Source organism: Streptomyces sp. NPDC017448 (assembly GCF_044330565.1).
GTDB lineage: Bacteria > Actinomycetota > Actinomycetes > Streptomycetales > Streptomycetaceae > Streptomyces.
In genome coordinates this window covers 204,253-225,555 of sequence record NZ_JBIRLM010000002.1, presented here as the reverse complement: position 1 = coordinate 225,555, position 21,303 = coordinate 204,253, and the positions used below count along the sequence as shown (strand labels likewise).

Below are 21,303 nucleotides of genomic sequence, written 5' to 3'. Positions count from 1 at the left end.
ACGGTCCCGCCCCGCCCGCTCACCCCCGCACCCGCCGCAGCAACGCCACCGGCCGCTCGGCGAACAGCTCGCCCGCCCCTACCGCCCCGCCCGGGAACACGCGGCCCGGCGACGCCGACAGCAGATCCTCCCAGCCGTCCCCGGCCGGCAGCTCCAGCACCGTGTCCCTCCAGCCGCCGCTCTCGGCCAGCCGCAGCGACAGCCGGGTCACCGCCGTGACCACCTCGCCCGAGCGGCAGAACGCCACCAGGTGGGAGGCGGCCGGACCGGAGGCCGTCAACGGTTCGTACGTCCCCCGCGCCCCGAACACGTCCGGCAGCTCCCGCCGCAGCCCCAGCGCGACCGACGTCAGCTCCCGCTTCTCGTCCGGGGCCTCCGGCCGCCGGAAGGGCCGCCGGTTGTCCGGGTCGACCAAGGCCAGGTACTCGCTCTCCGTCCCCTGGTAGAGGTCCGGCACCCCCGGCATCGTCAGGTGCGTCAGCGCCGCTCCCAGCACGTGGGCGCGCACATGCGGGGCGAGCGCGTCCGCGAACTCCGCGATCCGGGCCCGGAACGGGCCCGGCGCGTGCCCCGGACCGGCGGCGACGAAGTCCGCCACCGCCCGCTCGTAGACCGGGTCCGACTCCGTCCAGCTGGTGGACAACCCCGCCTCGCGCACCGCCTTCAGCAGCGCCGGCTCCAACCTGCCGCCCAGCTCCTCGACCGGAAGCTCCGCGCAGCCGTACGCCGACTGCCAGGCCTCCCAGGCGAGTTGGCGGTCCGGGGCGGCGACCGGCGCCTCCGCCGTCACCTCCGCCACCAGCGCCGCCCACCGCCCCGGGCACTGGGACAGCACCGCGATCCGGGCCCGTACGTCCGCACTGCGCTTGGTGTCGTGGGTGGTCAGGACCGTGCCCGTGGCGGGCCAGTCGCGGGCGATCCGGGCGGCGAACGCGTGGAACTCCTCCGGCGAGACCGCGGGCCGCCCCGGGTCGCCGCCCACCTCGGTGGCCGACAGCAGCGGGACGTACCGGTAGAACGCCGTGTCCTCCACCGACTTGGCGTGCAGCGCCGACGCCGTCTGCGCGAACCGGGCGCAGAAAGCGGTCTGTTCCTCGCCCCCGCCGAGCCGCCCGAGCGCCAACTCCCGTACGACGTCCACGGCTGCCGCCTCCTCGGGGACGGCGAACACCGCCTTCGCGTCCCGTACCGCCTGGTCGGACAGGGTGTCCTCGGCGATCCGGGACGGCGGCTCGCCCGCCGTGACGTAGGGCCGGTAGACCGGCACCCGTACCAACAGCTCCCGGACCGCCGTCCGCAGCGCCCACGGCGCATGGTCGCGCAGGGCGGGGTCCTGGTCGCAGACGGCGGTCGCGAGCCGGGTCAGCCAGGCGGTCTCGGCGGCCAGCTCGTGGGTCACCACCCGGTACGCGGCCCGGCGCACCGTTTCCGTCCAGTCGCCGCCCCGGTCGGCGGGCGGGTCCGCGAACTCCCGGTAGTGCCCCAGCAGTTCGGCTGCTCCGTCCGGATCGGTGAACAGGCCGTCGATCCGGCGCAGCGCGTCGTACCCGGTGGTGCCCGCGACCGCCCACTCCGCGGGCAGGCGCTCGTCGCCGGTGAGGATCTTCTCCACCACCGTCCACCGCCCCCCGGTGGCGTCGTGGAGCCGTTCCAGGTAGGCGGCGGGGGCGGCGAGACCGTCGGGGTGGTCGACGCGCAGCCCGTCGAGGACGCCGTCGCGGAGCAGTTCGAGGACCTTGGCGTGGGTGTCCTCGAAGACCTCCGGATGCTCCACGCGCACCCCGATCAGCTCCGGGACCGTGAAGAACCGCCGGTAGTTCAGCTCGGTGCGGGCCAGGCGCCACCAGCCGAGCCGGTAGTGCTGGGCGTCCAGCAGCTCGGGCAGCGGAAGGTCCGCCGTGCCGGCCCGCAGCGGGAACGCGTGGTCGTGGTAGCGCAGCGCCTCCCCGTCCACGACCAGGTGCTCCAGCTCCCCGCCGAGCGGCCCGGCGAGCACCGGCAGCAGCACCTTCCCGCCGCCCGCCGCCCAGTCGATGTCGAACCAGCGGGCGTACGGCGAGCCCGGACCCTCGCGCAGGACCTCCCACAGCCGGCGGTTGTGCCGGGGCGAGGCCGCCATGTGGTTGGGCACGATGTCCAGGACGAGCCCGAGACCGTGCTCCCGGGCGGCCGAGGCGAGCGAGCGCAACCCCTCCTCGCCGCCCAGCTCCGCCCGGACCCGGCCGTGGTCGACCACGTCGTAGCCGTGGGTGGAGCCGGGGACCGCCTCCAGGACGGGGGAGAGGTGCAGGTGCGAGACGCCGAGCGCGGCGAGATACGGCACGGCCTTCTCGGCGGCGGCGAACGGGAAGTCGGGCTGGAGCTGAAGCCGGTACGTGGCGGTGGGCGTCATGGGTTCCTACGTACCCCGCCCGGGGCGATCCGTGTCACCCCGGGCGGAACCTCACCCCGCCGCGCCCCCGGCGGCTCTCAGGCGGGCCGCTTCAGCACCGCCAGGCTGCGCCCGATCAGCGTGATCCGCTCGCCCTCGGCCACCTTCGGGCCGGTCCCGGGCGGGACGCCTTCCGGCCGCGCGGTGTCCACGACGACCTGCCACTGCTCGCCGTGGCCGACCGGGACGGCGAACTCCAGTGTCTCGGCGCTCGCGTTGAACATCAGCAGGAACGAGTCGTCGGAGATCCGTTCGCCGCGCGGCCCCGGCTCGGAGATCGCGTGCCCGTTCAGGAAGACGGTCATCGCCTTGGCGTGCGCCGCCTGCCAGTCCTGCTGCGTCATCTCCTCGCCGTCGGGGGTGAACCAGGCGATGTCGGACAGCTCGTCGTGGGTGCCCTCCATCGGCCGCCCGTGGAAGAAGCGGCGGCGCCGGAAGACCGGGTGGTCGCGGCGCAGCCACACCATGGCCCGGGTGAACTCCAGCAGCGTGGAGGCGGGGGCGTCGGCGGGCTCGTCCGGGTCGGGCCAGTGCACCCAGGCCAGTTCGTTGTCCTGGCAGTAGGCGTTGTTGTTGCCGTGCTGCGTACGGGCGAACTCGTCGCCGTGGGAGAGCATCGGCACGCCCTGCGAGAGCATCAGCGTGGCGATGAAGTTCCGCATCTGGCGGGCCCGCAGCTCCAGGATCTCCGGATCGTCCGTCTCGCCCTCGGCCCCGCAGTTCCAGGACCGGTTGTGGCTCTCGCCGTCCCGGTTCTCCTCGCCGTTGGCGTCGTTGTGCTTGTCGTTGTACGAGACGAGGTCGTGCAGGGTGAAGCCGTCGTGGCAGGTGGTGAAGTTGATCGAGGCGAGCGGGCGGCGGCCGTCGTCCTGGTAGAGGTCGGAGGAGCCGGTGAGCCGTCCGGCGAACTCCGCCAGCGTGCGCGGCTCGCCCCGCCACAGGTCGCGGACGGTGTCGCGGTACTTGCCGTTCCACTCGGTCCACAGCGGCGGGAAGTTGCCCACCTGGTAGCCGCCCTCGCCGACGTCCCACGGCTCCGCGATCAGTTTCACCTGGCTGACCACCGGGTCCTGCTGCACCAGGTCGAAGAACGAGGAGAGCCGGTCCACCTCGTGGAACTGGCGGGCGAGCGTGGCCGCCAGGTCGAAGCGGAATCCGTCCACATGCATCTCGGTCACCCAGTACCGCAGCGAGTCCATGATCATCTGGAGCACGTGCGGGGACCGCATGAGCAGGGAGTTCCCGGTGCCCGTGGTGTCCATGTAGTACCGCTGGTCGTCGGTGAGCCGGTAGTAGGAGGCGTTGTCGAGACCGCGGAAGGAGAGGGTGGGCCCCAGGTGGTTGCCTTCGGCGGTGTGGTTGTAGACCACGTCGAGGATGACCTCGATGCCCGCCTGGTGCAGCGCCTTCACCGCCTGCTTGAACTCCAGCACCTGCTCGCCGCGGTCGCCCCAGGAGGCGTACGTGTTGTGCGGGGCGAAGAAGCCGATGGTGTTGTAGCCCCAGTAGTTGGCGAGCCCCATGTCCGCCAGCCGGTGGTCCTGCACGAACTGGTGGACGGGCATCAGCTCGATCGCGGTGACGCCCAGTTCGGTCAGATGGGCGATCACCTCCGGGTGCGCCAGCCCCGCGTACGTGCCGCGCAGCTCGGGCGGGAGCCCCGGGTGCAGCATCGTCAGGCCCTTCACATGGGCCTCGTAGATCACCGTGCGGTGGTAGTCGGTACGGGGGCGGCGGTCGTCGCCCCAGTCGAAGTACGGGTTGACCACCACCGCGCTCATGGTGTGCGGCGCCGAGTCGAGGTCGTTGCGCGCGTCCGGCTTCCCGAACGGGTAGCCGTACACCGCCTCACCCCAGTCGATCTTCCCGGCGATCGCACGGGCGTACGGGTCCAGCAGCAGCTTCGCGGAGTTGCACCGCTGCCCGTTCTGGGGTTCGTACGGCCCGTGCACCCGGAAGCCGTACCGCTGGCCCGGCATCACCCCGGGCAGATAGGCGTGGCGCACGAAGGCGTCGGTCTCGCGGAGTTCCACCGCCGTCTCGGACCCGTCGTCGTGCAGCAGGCACAACTCGATCCGGTGGGCGGCCTCCGAGAAGACCGCGAAGTTGGTCCCGGCGCCGTCGTACGTGGCGCCGAGCGGGTAAGCGTGTCCCGGCCAGACCTGCATGATGAAGACTCTTCCACTTCTGATCCGGGGGCTGCGGCTTTCCTCGGCCCGATGGCTCCTCGAACATTTCCCGAATACGTCCGGAATCTTCCCCGAAAACGGGGCGCTCACCTAGGAGGTCACGCGGTGCGGCCGGGTCCGTCGTCCACGACGCGCCGTACCGGTCAACTTCGGACACATCCCCGCCGCCCCGGACGTGCTTCCGGACACCGTCACCCGGCAGGAGTCCGGATCCCGCCCCGGGGCGGGGGGCGCAATCACTATGAATCCGCTCACTCCACCCGATCTCGCCACAGGGAACAAGCCGCACGGGCCGGGCAGTTGAGAAAGTCGCCTGCGCATCGGGCTGCGTCGGATCACGCTCGCGGAGTACCCTTCCTTGATCGTTGGGTGGGGGAGTGGAAGGCGGTACGCGGGTGAGCTCGGGAGGGTTCGAGCTACCTCCAGGTGACGCAGGTCACGAGGGGGAACCGACCGATGCCCCGCCCGGGGCGGTGTCCCTCGCGCAGCCCATGGAGATCGGCGCCGAGCTGGACTGGGGAGCGGACTCCTGGAACGAGGTGCGGACCCGGGCCCAGCGGGCGGGGCGCGCCTATATCTGGCTGAATCTGGTCGAACAGCGTTTGCGGGCCGTCGTCGCCGCGGTGCTCCGGCCGGTCTACGAGCCGGTGCACGGCGAGGAGTGGGTGGTGGCCGCCGCCGGACCGGCCGGGCAGGAGTGGGTGCAGCGCGCCGTCGCCGTGCGCGAGGTGTCGCGCCGCAAGGGCTACCTGCTGGACCCGGCCGACGACAACGTCCTCAGCTTCCTGACGCTGCCGCAGCTGCGCGAGCTGATGGTCCAGCACTGGCCGTGCTTCGAGCCGTACTTCGACGACCGCCGCGAGGTCGAGCTGGCCCTGGACGAGCTGGAGGTCGCGCGCAACGTGGTCTCCCGCAACCGGGCGCTGAACGAAGCGGTGCTGGCCCAGGCGGAGCGCGCCTCCGCCCGCCTCCTGGACATCCTCGGCAGCGGGGCGGGCGTGCCCTCCGCCGACCGGCTGCCGGTGGACGCGGTGGAGGAGCTGGTCGGCGACCGGTACGCGGACGTGGTCTCCGTCCACGCCGACCGGGTGCGGCTCCAGCGCCAGCTGCCGGCCGAGGACCTGTTCGGCGGGGCGCGGCGGCTCGACGCCATCGGGATAGGGCTCAACCTGCTCGTGCAGAACTTCTCCGGCCGCCGCCTCGTGCGGCTCGCCGAGTCCGGCTGCCGGGTCCGGCTGCTGTTCATCAACCCGGCCAGCAGCGCGGTCAAACGCCGGGAGCGGGAGCTGGGCCTCAAGAAGGGCGAGCTGAGCCGTTCGGTGGAGATGAACATCCTCCACATGCGCCGGGTGCGCTCCCGGCTCCGCGACCCGGGCGCGTTCGAGATCCAGGTCTTCGACGAGACCCCGCGCTTCACCGCCTACCTGGTGGACGGCGACGGCCCGGACGCGGTGGGCGTCGTCCAGCCCTACCTGCGGCGGGCCCGGGGGATGGAGGCGCCGGTGCTGGTGCTGCGCGGCGGGGGCAGGCGCACGGTGGTGCGGGCGGGCCAGGACAGCGAACACGGCCTGTTCGAGACGTACCGGGAGGAGTTCGAATCGGTCTGGACGGACTCCCGGCCGGTCTCCTGACGGGTGTGCGCGCCCCCGGGCGGGGTAGGGCGGTCCGGGTGGGGAGGGGCGGCGCGCCCGGCCGGGCGCCGGCCCGCTCGCGCGCCCCGGCCGCCCCCTGACGGGCCGTGCGGCGCAGGGCCCCGTCCGTCGCTGTCAGTGGCGCGTGCGAGGCTGGTCGTCACATGGGGGAAGCACGCAGACGGAGGTACGGGATGAGCTGGCTCAGCGGGACGTTGACGGCGTTCGACCTGGAGACGACGGGGACGGACGTGGAGGCCGACCGCATCGTGACGGCGGCGGTCGTCCGGCTGGAGGCGGACGGCTCCCTGTCCGAGGAGCGGACCTGGCTGCTCAACCCCGGCGTGGCCATACCGGAGGAGGCGTCGGCCATCCACGGCATCTCGACCGAACGCGCCCGTGAGCACGGACTCCCGGCCGCCCCGGCGATCGAGGAGATCGCGGGAGCGGTCGCCGAAGGACTGCGCTCGGGGATCCCGCTGGTCGTGATGAACGCGCGCTACGACCTGTCCCTGCTCGACCGCGAGTGCCGGCGGTACGGGATCGCGTCGGTCAGCGAACGGCTGGGCGCCGACCCCTCGCCCGTCATCGACCCGCTGGTCATCGACAAGCACGTCGACAAGTACCGGAAGGGGAAGCGAACCCTCCACGCCCTGTGCACCCACTACGGGGTCCCCCTCGACGACGCGCACGACGCCCGGGCGGACGCCGTCGCCGCCGCGCGGGTGGTGCGGCGCATGGGGGAGAAGCACCAGCCGGTCGGCGCGACGTCCCTGGAGGACCTGCACAGCCTCCAGGTGCACGCGGCGGCCGAGCAGTCGCTGTCCCTGCAGGCGTATCTGCGCCGCACCGCGGACCCGGCGGCGGTCGTCGAGCCGGCCTGGCCGCTCATCCCGCGGCTGCCCTGACGGTGTCCCGTCCGGGATGCCGGGCCGACCGCGCGTCGCGGTCCGCCCCGACGACGTCGCCGCGGCGGAGGGGGCCGGGCGGCAGTCCGGCGCGGACCGGTCCCGGCCGAGGGGCGCCATGCCGCGCGGACGAGCGGAGTGCGGAGGGCCCCCTCGCGGCTGACGCGCGTCGGGAGCGGGAGCGTACGCGGCCCCGTGCCGCCGGGGCCCGGCAGGCGCCGGAACCGCCCCTCCGACTCGTTCAGAACGGATACCAGCGGACTTCCGGGTCGTCCTCGCGCAGGGACGCCACCCGGCGGCGGAACTCCGTCAGCGCCTTCGGGTTGGCCGGGGCGTGCTGGGAGACCCAGGCGCAGCTGGCCGTCTCGCGGGCGCCGCGCAGGACCGCGCACCCCTCCCACTCCCGGACGTCCCAGCCGTACGCGGCGGTGAAGGCGTCGTAGGCCGCGGGGTCGAGTCCGTAGCGGTCGCGGGAGAGGGCGAGGACGACCAGGTCGTGCTCCCGCAGATCGGCGGAGAACGTCTCCAGGTCGACCAGGACCGGGCCGTCCGGGCCGACGTGGACGTTGCGGGGGAGCGCGTCGCCGTGGATCGGCCCCGGCGGGAGGTGGGGGACGAGGGCGGCCGCCGCCGCCGCGAAGCCGTCGCGGCGCTCGCGGAGGTAGTCGGCGTCCGCCGGATCGATCGCGTCCCCCGCCAGGGTCAGCCACCGCTCGACGCCGCCCAGCAGTTCGCGGCGCGGCAGGGTGAACTCCGCCGGGACCGGCAGCGCGTGCACCAGCGAGAGCAGCGGCGCCAGGTCGCGCGGCTCGGCGGGGCGTACGGGGTCGGGGAGCCGGTGCCACAGCGTCACCGGGTGGCCCTCGACCAGCCGGACCCCGCTCTCGGCGGCGCGGACGGCCGGGACGCCGGAGGCGGCGAGCCAGTCGGCCAGGGCCACCTCCCGCTCGGCCCGCTGCCGCAGCTCCGGGTGGCGGGCGGCGTCCCGCCCGACCTTGATCACCAGGTCGCCGGCAACGAACACCGCGTTCTCGCCCAGCGCGAGCAGCTCCGCCGCGCCGGGCAGCCCGGCGGCCGTCAGTACCTCGCGCGCACGCATCTCGTCCATGGTGCGATTTTCGCATCCGCGCAGGCCGCCTTGACGAAGCGACGGCCCGTCAGCACCATGACGGGGGCCTTCCGGGCAGCCGGAACGGGACGAAGTCCGCCTCAGGCGCATCAGTGACTCACCGGACAGAGGGGTCTTCTTCGTGACATCGGCGACTGCGGCGAAGCAGCCCGGACCGGGCGGCCCGCACGGCGGAGACGGCGGCCCGGGCGGAGACGGCGGCCCGGGCGGACACGGCGGGCGCAAAGGACCGGGCGGGCGCGACGGGCCGGGCGGGCGGGGCGGCGGGCGCGCCGGGAGTGCCGGGCGGCCCGGGCCGCCGCAGGGCAAGGTCTTCGGGGACCGGGCCGCCTGGTTCCTGGTGCTGCCCGCGCTCCTCCCGATCCTGGTCCTCAGCGTCGGGCCGCTCCTCTACGGCATCGCGCTCTCCTTCACCGACGCCCAGTCCGGCCGCACCCGCTCCACCCAGTGGATCGGCGCGCTCAACTTCCAGGACCTGCTGCACGACACCCTGTTCTGGGACTCGTTCCGGATCGGTCTGATCTGGGCGGTGGGCGTCACCGTCCCGCAGTTCCTCCTGGCGCTCGGCCTGGCCCTGCTGCTCAACCAGAACCTGCGGATGCGCTGGCTGGCCCGCGCGCTGGCGATCATCCCCTGGGCGATGCCCGAGGTCGTCGTCGGCATCATGTGGCGGCTCGTCTACAACCCGGACGCCGGCATCCTCAACGAGACCGTCCGCGACCTGGGCCTCGGCGACGGGCGGGACTGGCTGACCGGCCTCGCCACCGCGCTGCCCGCCGTGATCCTCGTCGGCATCTGGGCGGGGATGCCGCAGACCACGGTGGCCCTGCTCGCCGGGCTCCAGAACACCCCGCGCGAACTCCACGAGGCGGCGGCCCTGGACGGGGCGGGCGCCTGGCGCCGGTTCCGTACCGTCACCTGGCCCGCCCTGAGGCCCATCGCCCTCGCTGTCTCCGCGCTGAACCTGATCTGGAACTTCAACTCCTTCGCCCTCGTCTACGTGCTGACCAGCGGCGGGCCCGGCGGCCGGACCCGGCTGCCGATGCTCTTCGCGTACGAGGAGGCGTTCCGCTACGGGCAGTTCGGCTACGCCGCCGCGATGGGCTGTGTGATGGTCGCGGTGATCTCCGTGCTCCTCGCCCTCTATCTCGTCGGCCGCCTCGGGGGAGGGGAGGACCGATGAGACGAGGACCGATGAAGCGCGGCTCCGGAAGGCGGGAGCCCACCGGGCTGCGTACCGGCAGGACCGCCCGGGCCGGGCAGTACCTGGCCCTCCTGGCCTACCTGGTCTTCCTCGCGTTCCCCTTCGTGTGGCTGATCTCGACCGCCTTCAAACCCGCCCGTGAACTGGGTTCGCTCCATCCCACCTGGATCCCTGAGCAGCCCACCCTGGACAACTTCCGGCAGGCGTTCGACGAGCAGCCGCTGCTCCAGGCCGCCGCCAACTCCCTGATCGCCGCCGTCGGCGCGGCCCTGATCACGGTCGTGATCGCCACCCCGATGGCCTATGCGATGGCCCGCCACCGGGGCCGCCTCGCCACCGCGGCGACCGGCTGGGTCGTGGTCAGCCAGGCGTTCCCGTTCGTCCTGGTGATCATTCCGCTCTTCCTGGTCCTGAAGAACCTGCATCTGATCAACACCCTGGGGGGCCTGGTCCTCGTCTACGTCGTCTGGTCGCTGCCCTTCGCCCTGTGGATGCTCGCCGGATACGTACGGGCCGTGCCGGCCGAGCTGGAAGAGGCGGCCGCCGTCGACGGGGCGGGGCGGGTGCGGACCCTCGTCTCGGTCGTCGCCCCGCTGCTCGCCCCCGGCCTCGTCGCCACCGCGCTGTTCGCGTTCATCACCGCATGGAACGAGTTCTTCTTCGCGCTCGTCCTGCTCAAGACCCCGGAGAAGCAGACGTTGCCGGTCGTCCTCACCCACTTCCTCGGCGCGGAGGGCGTGGCCGACCTCGGCCCGCTCGCCGCCGCCGCGTTCCTCGCCACCCTGCCCTCCCTCGTCCTCTTCGCCTTCATCCAGCGGCGGATCACCGGCGGGATGGCGGCCGGGGCGGTGAAGAACTGATGCGCGCCGCGGTCCGGCGGGCGGCTGCCGCCGTCGCCGTCCTGGCTCTGCTGCTCACCGGCTGCTCCGGTGACGGCGGCGGCGGCGGCGGACGGGACGCGGACGGCACGATCCGGCTCCGGTTCCAGTCTCTGGCCTGGCAGAAGGAGTCCGTCGACGCCAACAAACGCCTGGTGAAGGAGTGGAACGCCACCCACCCCGACGTCCAGGTGGAGTACGTCCAGGGCAGCTGGGACAGCGTCCACGACCAGCTGCTCACCTCGTTCGAGGGCGGGGAGGCCCCCGACGTCATCCACGACGCCTCGGACGACCTGGCCGACTTCGCGTACGGGGGCTACCTCGCCGATCTCCGCCCCTACCTGCCCGCCCGGCTCAAGGCCGACATCCCCGAGCGGTCCTGGCGCACCACCACGTTCGGCGAGGGCGTCCACGGGGTGCCCTTCCTCCAGGAGCCCCGGGTCCTGATCGCCAACACCGAGCTGCTGAAGGCGTCGGGCGCGCGGTTCCCGACCCCGGAGCGCCCCTGGAGCTGGCAGGAGTTCCGCCGGGTGACGAAGGCGCTGACCGGGAAGGGGCGGTACGGGGTCGCCTGGCCGCTCAAGGAACCGGTCTCCGTCACCCTCAACCTGGGCCTGTCCGGCGGCGGTCGCCTCTTCCACCGGGACGGCGACGGCAAGGCGGTCCTGCGTTTCCGGCGGGGCGACGGCGTGGTGCCCGGCACCATCCACGACCAGGTCAACACCGACCGCAGCGCGGCGCGCAGCGCGCTGGGCATGGGCGGCTCCGACGCCCTGCCCGGCTTCTTCGGCGGCAAGTACGCGATGCTCCCGCTCGGCTTCTCCTACCGTCAGCAGATCATCCAGCAGGCCCCCGAAGGGTTCGACTGGACGGTCCTGCCGATGCCCGCCGGGGCCGGCGGCGCGGTCCAGGGCGTGAGCCCGCAGACGCTGTCGGTGGCGGAGCAGAGCCCGCACAAGGAGGAGGCCGTCGCGTTCATCGACTTCCTGCTGCGGCCCCCGAACATGGTGCGCCTGGCGCGCGGCGACTGGATGCTGCCCACCGGGACGCGGGCGCTGGCCGACCCGTCGCTCCGCTCCGCCGAGCACGGCTGGGCCGTGGGCGCCGCCCTGGCGAAGGGGCTGCGGCCCGCGCCCGCGCAGTCGGTGCGCGGCTACCCCGAGTGGAAGGACAAGGTGGCGACCCCCGCGTACCAGGAGTTCTACAGCGGCGCGATCGACGCCGACGAGCTGGGCCGGCGGCTGGTGGAGGACGGGAACCGGGTGCTGGCCCGCTACCAACGCTGATCCGGAGAGGAAAAAGATTGCACGAGACGTCTCGTCTCGCTTAGGGTCGCCGGCATGACGGAATCCCCGCGTGCCCACATCGCCATGTTCTCCATCGCCGCCCACGGGCATGTGAACCCGAGCCTCGACGTCATCCGCGAGCTCGTCGACCGTGGACACCGCGTCAGCTACGCCATCCCCGCCTCCTTCGCGGAGAAGGTCGCCGCCACCGGGGCCGAGCCGGTGATCTGGAGCTCGACCCTGCCGACCGACGAGGACCCCGACGCCTGGGGGACGGAGCTGATCGACAACATCGAACCCTTCCTCATGGACGCCGTCCAGGCGCTCCCGCAGCTCGCGGACGCCTTCGCGGGCGACGAGCCCGACCTCGTCCTGCACGACATCACCTCCTATCCCGCCCGCGTCCTCGCCCACCGCTGGGGCGTCCCCGCCGTCTCCCTCTGGCCCAACCTGGTCCCCTGGGACGGGTACGAGAAGGAGGTGGGGGAGCCGATGACCGCCGAACTGAAGCAGACCGAGCGCGGCAGGGCCTACTACGCGCGCTTCGAGGGCTGGCTCGCGGAGAACGGCCTCGGCCACGTCCCCGTCGACGACTTCGTGGCCCGCCCGCGCCGCGGCCTCGTCCTGATCCCCGAGGCCCTCCAGCCCAACGCGGACCGGGTGAACCGCGAGATGTACACCTTCGTCGGGGCCTGCCAGGGCGACCGCTCCGACCAGGGGGAGTGGCGGCGTCCCGCCGGTGCCGAGAAGGTGATCCTGGTCTCCCTGGGCTCCTCGTTCACCAAGCAGCCCGCCTTCTACCGGGAGTGCGTCGCCGCCTTCGGCGACTTGCCCGGCTGGCACGTGGTGCTCCAGATCGGCGCCCACGTCGACCCCGCCGAACTCGGTGACGTACCCGGCAACGTGGAGGTGCGCGACTGGGTGCCCCAACTGGCCGTGCTCCGGCAGGCGGACGCCTTCGTCACCCACGCCGGCGCGGGCGGCAGCCAGGAGGGGCTCGCCACCGGCACCCCGATGGTCGCCGTACCGCAGGCCGTCGACCAGTTCGGCAACGCGGAGACGCTCCAATCGCTGGGGGTGGCCCGGCACCTCCCGATGGAGGAGGCGAACGCGGCGACCCTGCGCGAGGCCGTGCTCGCTCTGGTGGACGATCCCGAAGTGGCCGCCCGGTGCGCGCGGTTGAGCGAGCAGATGGCACGCGAGGGCGGCACCCCGCGGGCCGTCGACCTCATCGAGGCGGAGCTGTCGCACTGAACGGATCCGCCTGACGGACGTCCGGGCGTTCCCTGTCCCGCTCCCACCTGCCCCCACCGGCGGGTTCGTGGGGCGGGACGGCTCTGTTTCGGCGCCGTGAAACCGGTGTGACGGCGGTTCCGGTCGGCGCATCTGCACGCACGCCCCGGCGATTTCACAGCCGGGGCCAGGCGTTCACCCTCCACGCGCGCGCCTTCACAGGCCTTCACGAGTCTTCACGCGGCGTCACATCGGCCCGAGGGCCTCGCCGGTGCGTCTCCGGTCATCGCCGAGGGCGGTCGGCCGTTACCCCAACAGCCTTGCTGAGCAGGCGATATGCGCTCGTGGTGGGGCCGTGCGAAGCTGCTCGCAGGGGGCCGATCCGGTGGGGTCGGCGGCTCGGCGGCGCTCCGCGACCGCTGTGACCAGCCAAGGCCGATTTCCCGTTACGCAACCTTGTTGAGCAAGTCCCACCTCCATGAAGGTCTTGAACTGTGCTCGTCAATCGGTCAGGGTTTCGAGCCAGCCCACGGAGATCTTCCGGCCGAGGGCCAACCCCCCCACAAAGTTTGACGAGGAGAACCCTCTTCATGGCCAAGCACCAGCGCACCCGCCGCACCCAGCTGACCGCCGCCGTCACCGCCGTCGCGGCGGCGGCCGGAGTCACCCTCTTCGGGATCTCCTTCGCCGGAGCCGCGCCGGCTCCGATGGGCACGGTCTACGGCACGGACGCGGCCACCGCCGTCTCCGGCAGCTACATCGTCATGCTGGACGAGAAGAAGGCCGACAAGGCCGAGCTGGCCGAGGAGTACGGCGGCAAGCTCCAGCGCGCCTACTCCTCCAGCATCAACGGCTTCTCCGCCAACGGGCTTTCGGAGACCGAGGCCAAGCGCCTCGCCGCCGACCCGGCCGTCGCCAAGGTGGTGCAGAACAAGAAGTTCAGCATCGACGCCACCCAGGACAACCCGCCGTCGTGGGGTCTGGACCGCATCGACCAGACGGAGACCGCGGGCGACAAGGCGTACACCTACCCCGACGCGGGCGGCGAGGGCGTCACCGCGTACGTCATCGACACCGGTGTCCGCGTCACCCACGAGGACTTCGAGGGCCGCGCCGCCTCCGGCTTCGACGCTATCGACAACGACGACGACGCCGACGACGGCAACGGCCACGGCACGCACGTCGCGGGCACCATAGCCGGTGCGGCGCACGGCGTCGCCAAGAAGGCGAAGATCGTCGCCGTCCGCGTCCTGGACGACAACGGCTCGGGCACCACCGAGCAGGTCATCGCGGGGATCGACTGGGTCACCGCCAACGCCAAGGGCCCGTCCGTCGCCAACATGAGCCTCGGTGGCGGGGCCGACCCGGCGCTCGACGCGGCGGTCCAGAAGGCCATCGCCGCGGGCATCACCTTCGGTGTGGCCGCCGGGAACGAGTCCAGCGACGCCGGCCAGGGCTCGCCCTCCCGCGTCCCCGAGGCGATCACCGTCGCCTCGTCCACCGCGGACGACGAGCAGTCGTCGTTCTCCAACCACGGCTCGGTCGTGGACATCTACGCCCCGGGCTCGGACATCACGTCCACCTGGAACGACAGCGACAGCGGCACCAACACCATCTCCGGCACGTCCATGGCGACCCCGCACGTCGTCGGCGCGGCCGCCGTCTACCTGGCGGGCCACCAGGACGCCACCCCGCAGGCCGTCGCCACGGCGCTCACCGAAGGAGCCACCCCGGACGCCATCGGCAACGCCACCGAGGGCACGGCCAACAAGCTCCTCAAGGTCGTCGAGTAACACCCGGGCCGGACGTCCCGGCTCTGTGCCCGGCCCCGGGCGGCGGCGGCCCCACACCCCGCAGCCCGGCCACCGCACACCAGCCGCCGCGCTCTCCCCCACGGGGCGCGGCGGCTGCCCCGTTCCCCGGGGCCGCAGCAGGTCCCGGCCGATCTCCAGGTTCATCTGGTCCTGGACGACTACGCGACCCACAAGAGGATCGGCATCAAGAAGTGGCTCCTGGCCCACCCGCGCTTCCAGCCGCACTTCACGCCGACCGGTGCGTCCTGGCTGAACCTGGTCGAACGGTGGTTCGCGGAGCTGTCCCAGAAGAAGCTCAAGCGCGGCGTCCACCACTCCGCCCAGGCCCCGAACGCGATATCAGAACCTGGACCGCCGACGGGAACAACCAGCCCAGCCCCTGCGTCTGGACCAAGACAGCCGACGAGATCCTCGACAAGATCGCCGCCCACCGCCGACGAACCTCTGACTCAGATCACTAACTTGCCTTTTAACCTCGAGGCCCGGGAGCCTGGGTCGTCAGGGTCGGGCCAGTGGATGGGACATGTCGTGCTGATCGTGTCTGTCAGGTACCCGGCACAGTGTTCGGGCTGCGGCTCGGAGCTGGAGTGCGTCGGCGTACAGGCGTTGGTCGGGCAGAGCCTTGAATGGGACATCGGCTACCACTGCTCCGGCTGCGGTGACGCTTTGTACGAGTGCGGGCAAGGCGGAAGCTCCATACCGGACGACCTGCGCCGTCGTCTTCTGGCGGAGCACGGCGAGGCACGGCTCGTACTCAGTGATCCTCTCGTCAGTCCGGTCCACGTGATGAAGGTTCTTCGCGTCGAACTTGCTGGAGATCTGGCTCAGACGAAGAGGACGTTCCAGCAGATCCGGGCTGGCATGTTCGCAGGGACGATGCCCGAGATGACTCTTCTCGTCGACCGGCTGCGTGCCGCTGGTGTCGAGGCTGGGGTCGAGTGCCAGCAACAGCCTGATGAGGCCCCAGCTGGTCAGCCTGCGGCTGAACTCGAGGTCCGAACGGTCCGTCGTACTTGATCACTCGGATTGGTAACTGCCGTGCGTGCGGGCGGCCTTCGGCTGAGCATGTGATCCGACCAAGGAACACACAACGCTCAGCACGAAGGCCGTGGGGATGAGTCTGTCGCATCACGTCGTCCGGCAGGATCCGATTGCGGGACTGTCACGCTTCCGGGATGAGTTCTCCTCCTGTCTGACCAGGCGTGCGGACGCCTTGTTCGAACTCGCGGACGCGGTGTTGTGCGCGGACGGCCCAGTCCGGTCCTTGGCGGAGCTGTCGCTGGTGGGCGAACACCGGCGGGGGCACGGCGGGCTCTATGGCACCCTGTCCGCGGGCCGGGTCGATGTGGCCCGGCTGCGCCGGGCCCTGGCCGCGGTGCCTCTGCCGCGGGCGGCGGACGGCCGGCTGGTCCTGGCCGCCGACCTCACCTGCTGGCTGCGGCCCAGCGCGCACACCTCACCACAGCGGATCCTGTGCCACACCTATGGGCGGGGCAAGGATCAGCACATTCCCGTTCCCGGCTGGCCCTACTCGGTGATCTGCGCGCTGGAGACGGGCCGCAGTTCCTGGACGGTGCCGCTGGACGCGCTGCGTCTGGCACCGGGTGATGACGCCGCCACCGTCACGGCTCGGCAGATGCGCGAGCTCGTCGAGCGGCTGATCGATGCCGGGCAGTGGACGGACGGCGACCCGGAGATCTTGGTCGTGGTGGACGCCGGCTACGACGTTCCCCGACTGGCCTTCCTTCTGCAAGATCTGCCGGTGCAGGTACTGGGACGCATGCGCTCGGACCGCGTCCTGCGACGCGCGGTCCCGTCGCGCGAGCCCGGTGTCCGGGGTCGGCCGCCCCGTCATGGCGGCGAGTTTGTGTTCGGTGACCCGGCCACCTGGGATACCCCCGACGCCCAGACAGTCACCACAACCCGCCTCTACGGCACCGCCACCGCACGGGCATGGGACCGACTTCATCCGCGACTGACCCACCGTTCGGCCTGGACTTACCAGCTGGGTGCTCTGCCGTTGATCGAGGGCACGGTGATCCGTCTGCAGCTCGAGCACCTGCTCAGCGGCGCGACACCGAAGCCGGTCTGGCTGTGGTGGTCAGGCACCGGCGCCTGTGAGACCGAAGTCGACACGCTCTGGCAGGCATTCCTGCGGCGCTTCGACATCGAGCACACCTTCCGCCTGTTCAAGCAGACCCTGGGCTGGACCTGTCCGAAGATCCGCACCGCTGAAGCCGCCGACCGTTGGACCTGGCTGATCCTCACCGTCTTCACCCAGCTACGGCTCGCCCGTCCGCTGGCGGCCGACCTCCGACGGCCGTGGGAGAAACCGGCCTCGCCCGCCAGGCTCACCCCCGCACGAGTCCGCCGCGACTTTCGGCACCTGCGCACCAAGGCCGCCTGCCCAGCCGGAGCATCAAAATTCACGCAGCCCGGTCCAGGGCGGCCACCCGGCCGCAAGAACAGCCAGCCCACCGCACGCTACGACGTGCACACCGTCGGCAAACCCCGCCCCGCAAAGCGACGAACGAAGAAGTCAACGACCCCACGTCCACGCCGCACAGGTTAAAGATCAAGTTAGGGTGGGTCGCCATGACGACGACGTACGCGGCCCTGCTGCGCGGGATCAACGTGGGCGGTGGCAAGAGGGTTCCGATGGCCGAACTGCGCACCGTGCTCACCGAGCTGGGACACACCGGAATCGCCACCTACCTGCAGAGCGGCAACGCCGTCTTCCGCAGCGACGAGGACGACGAGGACGCGCTCGCCGCGGCCCTGGAACAGGCCCTGCACCAGCGGTTCGGCTTCCCTGTCGACTGCCTCGTCCGCGACGTCGGCTACCTCGCCGCCGTCGCCGGCGCCTGCCCCTTCCCGGCCGCCCAACTGGCGGGCAAGCAGCTCCACGTCACCTACTTCGACCGGGCCGTGGACGCGGAACGCTTCGCCGGCCTGGAGCCGGAGTCCTTCCTGCCGGAGGAGTTCCGCCTCGGCGACCGCTGCCTGTACCTGTACGCCCCGGACGGCCTCGGCCGCTCCAAGCTGGCTGTGGCGCTGACCCGTCCCCGCCATGTCAAGGGCCTCACCGCCACCACCCGCAACTGGAACACCGTCGCCAAACTGGTGGAGCTGACCCGCGGCTGAGCCGGCCCCGGCCGGAGGGCGGAACCCGGGCGCTGCGCGGCGTACCACGGACACCCGGGCTGCCGGACGCGAGGCGGGCCTCCGCAGGCCCCCGCGGGCCGCCAGCCCGGCCCGGGGAGCCCGGCCCGGGGAGCCCGGCCCGGGAAGTCCGGCCCGGGAAGTCCGGCCCGGGCCCGCTGCCCTGCGGCCCGCCCCCGCCCCCACCGCAACTGGCCCACCCGACCGGAACCCGATTGGCCCGGGATTCCCCGCTCCCTGCTTCCTAGGCTCGGCCCATGAGCACCGGAGAACGCACCACCGTCGACTTCTTCTTCGACCCCGCCTGCCCGTTCGCCTGGATCGCCTCCCGCTGGATGCTGGAGGTCGAGCGGCACCGGGACATCGACCTGCGCTTCCGCCCCATGAGCCTCTACCTGCACAACCAGGGCAACGAACTGCCCGCCTGGTACCGCGAACTCGTCGACAAGTCGATCGGTCCGGTCCGCGTGGCCGTCGCCGCGGCCGCCGCCCACGGCGACACCGTCCTGCGGGACCTCTACACCGCGCTCGGAACCCGCATCCACCAGCACAAGGAGGAGGACTTCGACGCCGTGATCGCCGCCTCCCTCGCCGAACTGGGCCTGCCCGCCGTCCTGGCGGATGCGGCGCACTCCACCGCGTACGACGAGGAGGTGGCCCGCAGCCACGAGGCGGGCAAGGACCCGGAGCAGGACGCGTACGTGGGCACGCCGACCATCCACGTCGACGGCACGGTCTGGTTCGGTCCGGTCCTCAACGCGATCCCGCGCGGCACGGAGGCGGCCGTACTCTTCGACAGCTTCCGGGTCCTCGCCAACCACCCGGGCTTCTTCGAACTCAAGCGGGCCCGGTCCGGAGGACTGTCCTACGACTGAGCCGGACCACCACCGGCCTGCCGGCGACCGGCCCGCCGGGGCCCGCCCTCGGCCCGGGTCCTCACGCCGACAGCGATGCCCCCACCGGCGTCCTCGCCCGGTCGTACCGGTCGAGCAGCAGCCGCGCCAACTCCGGGGCGGGCCCCAGCACGTCGGCCAGGACGTCCGCCCCGGCCGCCTCCGCCCCGGCCGCGATGCGGTCGGGGAGGCGGCCGGGCGCGATGACGTACGGGGCCACCGCCACCCGCTCCACGCCCTCGGCGCGCAGGGCCCGCACCGCGTCCTCGGTGGGGGGAAAGCTCCCGGCATGAGCAGCGGAGGCGAACGCAGGCCGCACGGCGCACCAACCGGTGTGCCGCAGCTCCCGCGCGATTTCAGCGATCACTGCGATCGCCTCCGGGTCTGTGGATCCCGCCGAGGCCAGGACGAGCCCGGTCCGGGGGCGGTCGCCGGGGCGGGCCCCGGCCTCCCGCAGCCGCCGCCCGAGAGCGGCGTCGAGCAGCGGGGACGGGCCGAGTACGTCGGCCTGGCGGATACGCAGCCGCGGCAGCCGGGCGCGGGCCTCGCGCAGGACCGAGGGGATGTCGGTCTTGGCGTGGAACGCCCGGGTGAGCAGCAGGGGCAGGGCGACCACCTCGTCCGTCCCCTGCGCCGCCAGGCGCTCCAGCACCCGGGGCACGGAAGGGGCGTTGAACTCCAGGAACGCGGTCTCCACCCGCGCCCCCGGCCGCTCGGCGCGTACCCGCTCGGTGAGCGCGTGCACGGTCGCGGCGTGCCGCGGGTCGCGGCTGCCGTGGGCGATGACGAGGAGGGTGGGAGACGTCATGGGAAGGCTCAGTTCTTGACGAGGAGACCGCGGCTGCGCAGCACCCACCGTTCCAGCGGACTGAAGATCAGCAGGTCGATCGCGATGCCGACGAACAGGATGAGCAGGATCGACAGGAAGATCCCGGGCATGTCGAAGTTGCTGCGGCCGTTCTCCAGCAACTGGCCCAGCCCCAGGCCCAGTTCCGGGGAGGAGGCGATGATCTCGGCGGCCATCAGCGAGCGCCAGGAGAACGCCCAGCCCTGCTTGAGCCCCGCCAGGTAGCCGGGCAGCGCCGCCGGAAGCACGATGTGCCAGGTCCCGCGCAGCCCGGTCGCGCCCAGCGTGCGGCCCGCCCGGAGGAACAGCGGCGGCACCTGGTCGACGCCGGAGACCAGCCCGTTGGCGATCGAGGGGACCGCGCCCAGCAGGATCACCGCGAACATCATCCGGTCGTTCAGCCCGAGCCAGATCACCGCCGGGGCCACCCACGCCACCGAGGGCAGCGACTGGAGCCCGGACAGGGTCGGGCCGATCGCGGCCCGGATCAGCTTCACGCGGGCGACCAGCACTCCCAGCGGCGTACCGATGGCGACCGCGAGGAGGAAGCCGAGCAGACCGCGCGAGACGCTGGTCCAGACGACCTCCAGCAGGGTGCCCGCCAGCCACATGTCGCGCGCGCTGTCCCATACGGCGGACGGCGGCGGCAGCTTGTACACCTCGGTGACCCGGGCGCGGACCAGCAGCTCCCAGACCACCAGGACCAGCGCCACCGCCACGACCGGCGGCAGCACCTTGTGGAGCAGCACCTCGCGCACCGGGGTGCGGCGGATCTGCACGGCGTCGAGCGCGTCGAGCCCCGCCTCCAGCCCCGCCAGGTCGTCGGCCCCGGACCCGCCGGCCGCCCCGTCCGGCCGCTTCCGGTCGGAGGTGATGTCAGTGCTGGCCATGTCGGCGGATCTCCCCACGCAGTTCTTCGGTGATCTCGACGGACAGCTCCGCCACGGCGGTGTCCTCGATGCGGCGCGGCTGCTCGATGTCGACCGTCCACTCGCGGGCGATCCGGCCCGGCCGGGACGAGAGCAGAACGACGCGCTGCGCGAGCCGTACCGCCTCGCGCACGTTGTGCGTGACGAAGAGGACCGAGGCGTTCGTCTCCGCCCAGATCCGGGTCAGTTCGTCGTGCAGCACATCGCGGGTGATGGCGTCCAGCGCCGCGAACGGCTCGTCCATCAGCAGCAGTTGGCTGTCCTGGGCGAGGGCGCGGGCCAGGGCGACGCGCTGGCGCATCCCGCCGGACAGCTCGTGCACCCGCTTGCCGTACGCCCCGCCGAGCCGGACCAGTTCGAGCAGCCGCTCCGCCTCGGTGCGGCGCGCCGCCTTCGGGACCCCGCGCAGCCGCAGGGCCAGTTCGATGTTCTTGCCCGCGGTCAGCCACGGGAAGAGGGCGTGCTCCTGGAACATCAGGGCCGGCCGCCCGCCGGGGGTCTCGATGGACCCCTTCGACGGGCGGTCGAGTCCGGCCACCAGGTTGAGCAGCGTCGACTTTCCGCACCCGGAGGCCCCCAGGAGGGTGACGAACTCGCCCGGAGCGACATCGAGCGAGATGTCGTCCAGCACGAGCTGCGCACCCGTGGGTCCGGCGAAGGACTTCGAGACATGCGTGAGACGGGCGGCGTGCCCGACCGCCGTACGGTCCTCGGCCTTGGTGAGGATGGGGGTCGCCATGGTCGTCACCTCCTGGGAATCCTTGCGTCC

General features: G+C 72.3%; 16 protein-coding genes and 2 pseudogenes. 12 read left to right on the top strand and 6 right to left on the bottom strand.

Annotated elements, in window-relative coordinates; all coding sequences use genetic code 11:
* Positions 1-19: 19 nt before the first annotated feature.
* Both treY and glgX read right to left on the bottom strand, forming a co-directional pair.
* Complete coding sequence (gene treY / locus ACH4K1_RS05725; protein WP_398086987.1) at positions 20-2,392, bottom strand: malto-oligosyltrehalose synthase; 2,373 nt, start codon at positions 2,390-2,392, stop codon at positions 20-22.
* Between the two features lie 77 nt (positions 2,393-2,469).
* Positions 2,470-4,599 carry a glycogen debranching protein GlgX gene (gene glgX, locus ACH4K1_RS05720; protein WP_228988921.1) on the bottom strand — a complete coding sequence of 710 codons (2,130 nt, stop codon included), beginning with the start codon at positions 4,597-4,599 and terminating at the stop codon, positions 2,470-2,472.
* Between the two features lie 416 nt (positions 4,600-5,015).
* On the opposite strand from glgX, the gene ACH4K1_RS05715 reads away from it, so the two are divergent.
* Together ACH4K1_RS05715 and ACH4K1_RS05710 are read left to right on the top strand one after the other, a co-directional pair.
* Positions 5,016-6,251, top strand: a complete 1,236-nt coding sequence (locus ACH4K1_RS05715) for an SAV2148 family HEPN domain-containing protein (protein ID WP_398086985.1) — start codon at positions 5,016-5,018, stop codon at positions 6,249-6,251.
* 194 nt (positions 6,252-6,445) lie between these two features.
* Positions 6,446-7,159, top strand: coding sequence for a 3'-5' exonuclease (locus ACH4K1_RS05710; protein ID WP_398086983.1), 714 nt, complete (start codon positions 6,446-6,448; stop codon positions 7,157-7,159).
* A gap of 241 nt (positions 7,160-7,400) precedes the next feature.
* Here the strand turns inward: ACH4K1_RS05710 and ACH4K1_RS05705 are convergent, their stop codons facing one another.
* On the bottom strand, positions 7,401-8,267 hold the full coding sequence (locus tag ACH4K1_RS05705; protein ID WP_398086981.1) for a phosphotransferase enzyme family protein: 867 nt from the start codon (positions 8,265-8,267) through the stop codon (positions 7,401-7,403).
* A gap of 142 nt (positions 8,268-8,409) precedes the next feature.
* Here ACH4K1_RS05705 and ACH4K1_RS05700 point away from each other — a divergent pair, with 142 nt between their 5' ends.
* The 10 genes and pseudogenes from ACH4K1_RS05700 to ACH4K1_RS05655 all read left to right on the top strand — a co-directional run bounded on the left by ACH4K1_RS05700 (position 8,410) and on the right by ACH4K1_RS05655 (position 18,740).
* Positions 8,410-9,471: a carbohydrate ABC transporter permease gene (locus tag ACH4K1_RS05700; protein WP_398086979.1), complete on the top strand. Its 1,062-nt coding sequence runs from the start codon at positions 8,410-8,412 to the stop codon at positions 9,469-9,471.
* An 11-nt stretch (positions 9,472-9,482) separates the two neighbouring features.
* Positions 9,483-10,352 carry a carbohydrate ABC transporter permease gene (locus ACH4K1_RS05695; protein ID WP_398087441.1) on the top strand — a complete coding sequence of 290 codons (870 nt, stop codon included), beginning with the start codon at positions 9,483-9,485 and terminating at the stop codon, positions 10,350-10,352.
* On the top strand, positions 10,352-11,656 hold the full coding sequence (locus tag ACH4K1_RS05690; RefSeq protein ID WP_398086977.1) for an ABC transporter substrate-binding protein: 1,305 nt from the start codon (positions 10,352-10,354) through the stop codon (positions 11,654-11,656). The genes ACH4K1_RS05695 and ACH4K1_RS05690 overlap by 1 nt, the downstream gene beginning before the upstream one ends.
* Positions 11,656-12,910 (top strand): annotated as a pseudogene (mgt, locus tag ACH4K1_RS05685) (macrolide-inactivating glycosyltransferase). Before ACH4K1_RS05690 ends, mgt begins: the two are co-directional and overlap by 1 nt.
* Before the next feature lie 569 nt (positions 12,911-13,479).
* Positions 13,480-14,682: a S8 family serine peptidase gene (locus tag ACH4K1_RS05680; RefSeq protein ID WP_398086976.1), complete on the top strand. Its 1,203-nt coding sequence runs from the start codon at positions 13,480-13,482 to the stop codon at positions 14,680-14,682.
* A 114-nt stretch (positions 14,683-14,796) separates the two neighbouring features.
* Positions 14,797-14,943, top strand: a pseudogene (locus ACH4K1_RS05675) (hypothetical protein); the annotation flags it as partial.
* A gap of 288 nt (positions 14,944-15,231) precedes the next feature.
* Entirely contained in the window at positions 15,232-15,720 is a 489-nt protein-coding gene (locus ACH4K1_RS05670; RefSeq protein WP_398086974.1) for a hypothetical protein, read from the top strand.
* 97 nt (positions 15,721-15,817) lie between these two features.
* The gene (locus ACH4K1_RS05665; protein WP_398086972.1) at positions 15,818-17,275 is read left to right on the top strand and encodes an NF041680 family putative transposase; all 1,458 of its coding nucleotides are present in this window, start codon (positions 15,818-15,820) and stop codon (positions 17,273-17,275) included.
* Between the two features lie 23 nt (positions 17,276-17,298).
* Positions 17,299-17,847, top strand: a complete 549-nt coding sequence (locus ACH4K1_RS05660) for a DUF1697 domain-containing protein (protein WP_398086970.1) — start codon at positions 17,299-17,301, stop codon at positions 17,845-17,847.
* 275 nt (positions 17,848-18,122) lie between these two features.
* Positions 18,123-18,740, top strand: coding sequence for a DsbA family protein (locus ACH4K1_RS05655; protein ID WP_398086968.1), 618 nt, complete (start codon positions 18,123-18,125; stop codon positions 18,738-18,740).
* 61 nt (positions 18,741-18,801) lie between these two features.
* Here ACH4K1_RS05655 and ACH4K1_RS05650 read toward each other — a convergent pair whose 3' ends face one another.
* From ACH4K1_RS05650 to ACH4K1_RS05640, 3 genes are read right to left on the bottom strand one after another with little or no spacing between them, the layout of a single operon-like run.
* A complete protein-coding gene (locus tag ACH4K1_RS05650) occupies positions 18,802-19,566 on the bottom strand; it encodes a sirohydrochlorin chelatase (protein ID WP_398086966.1) in 765 nt (254 codons plus the stop codon).
* 8 nt (positions 19,567-19,574) lie between these two features.
* Positions 19,575-20,495 (bottom strand): ABC transporter permease, encoded by a 921-nt coding sequence (locus tag ACH4K1_RS05645; RefSeq protein ID WP_398086965.1) that lies wholly within the window; start codon positions 20,493-20,495, stop codon positions 19,575-19,577.
* Complete coding sequence (locus ACH4K1_RS05640) at positions 20,482-21,273, bottom strand: ABC transporter ATP-binding protein (RefSeq protein ID WP_398086963.1); 792 nt, start codon at positions 21,271-21,273, stop codon at positions 20,482-20,484. The genes ACH4K1_RS05645 and ACH4K1_RS05640 overlap by 14 nt, the downstream gene beginning before the upstream one ends.
* Positions 21,274-21,303 lie beyond the last annotated feature (30 nt).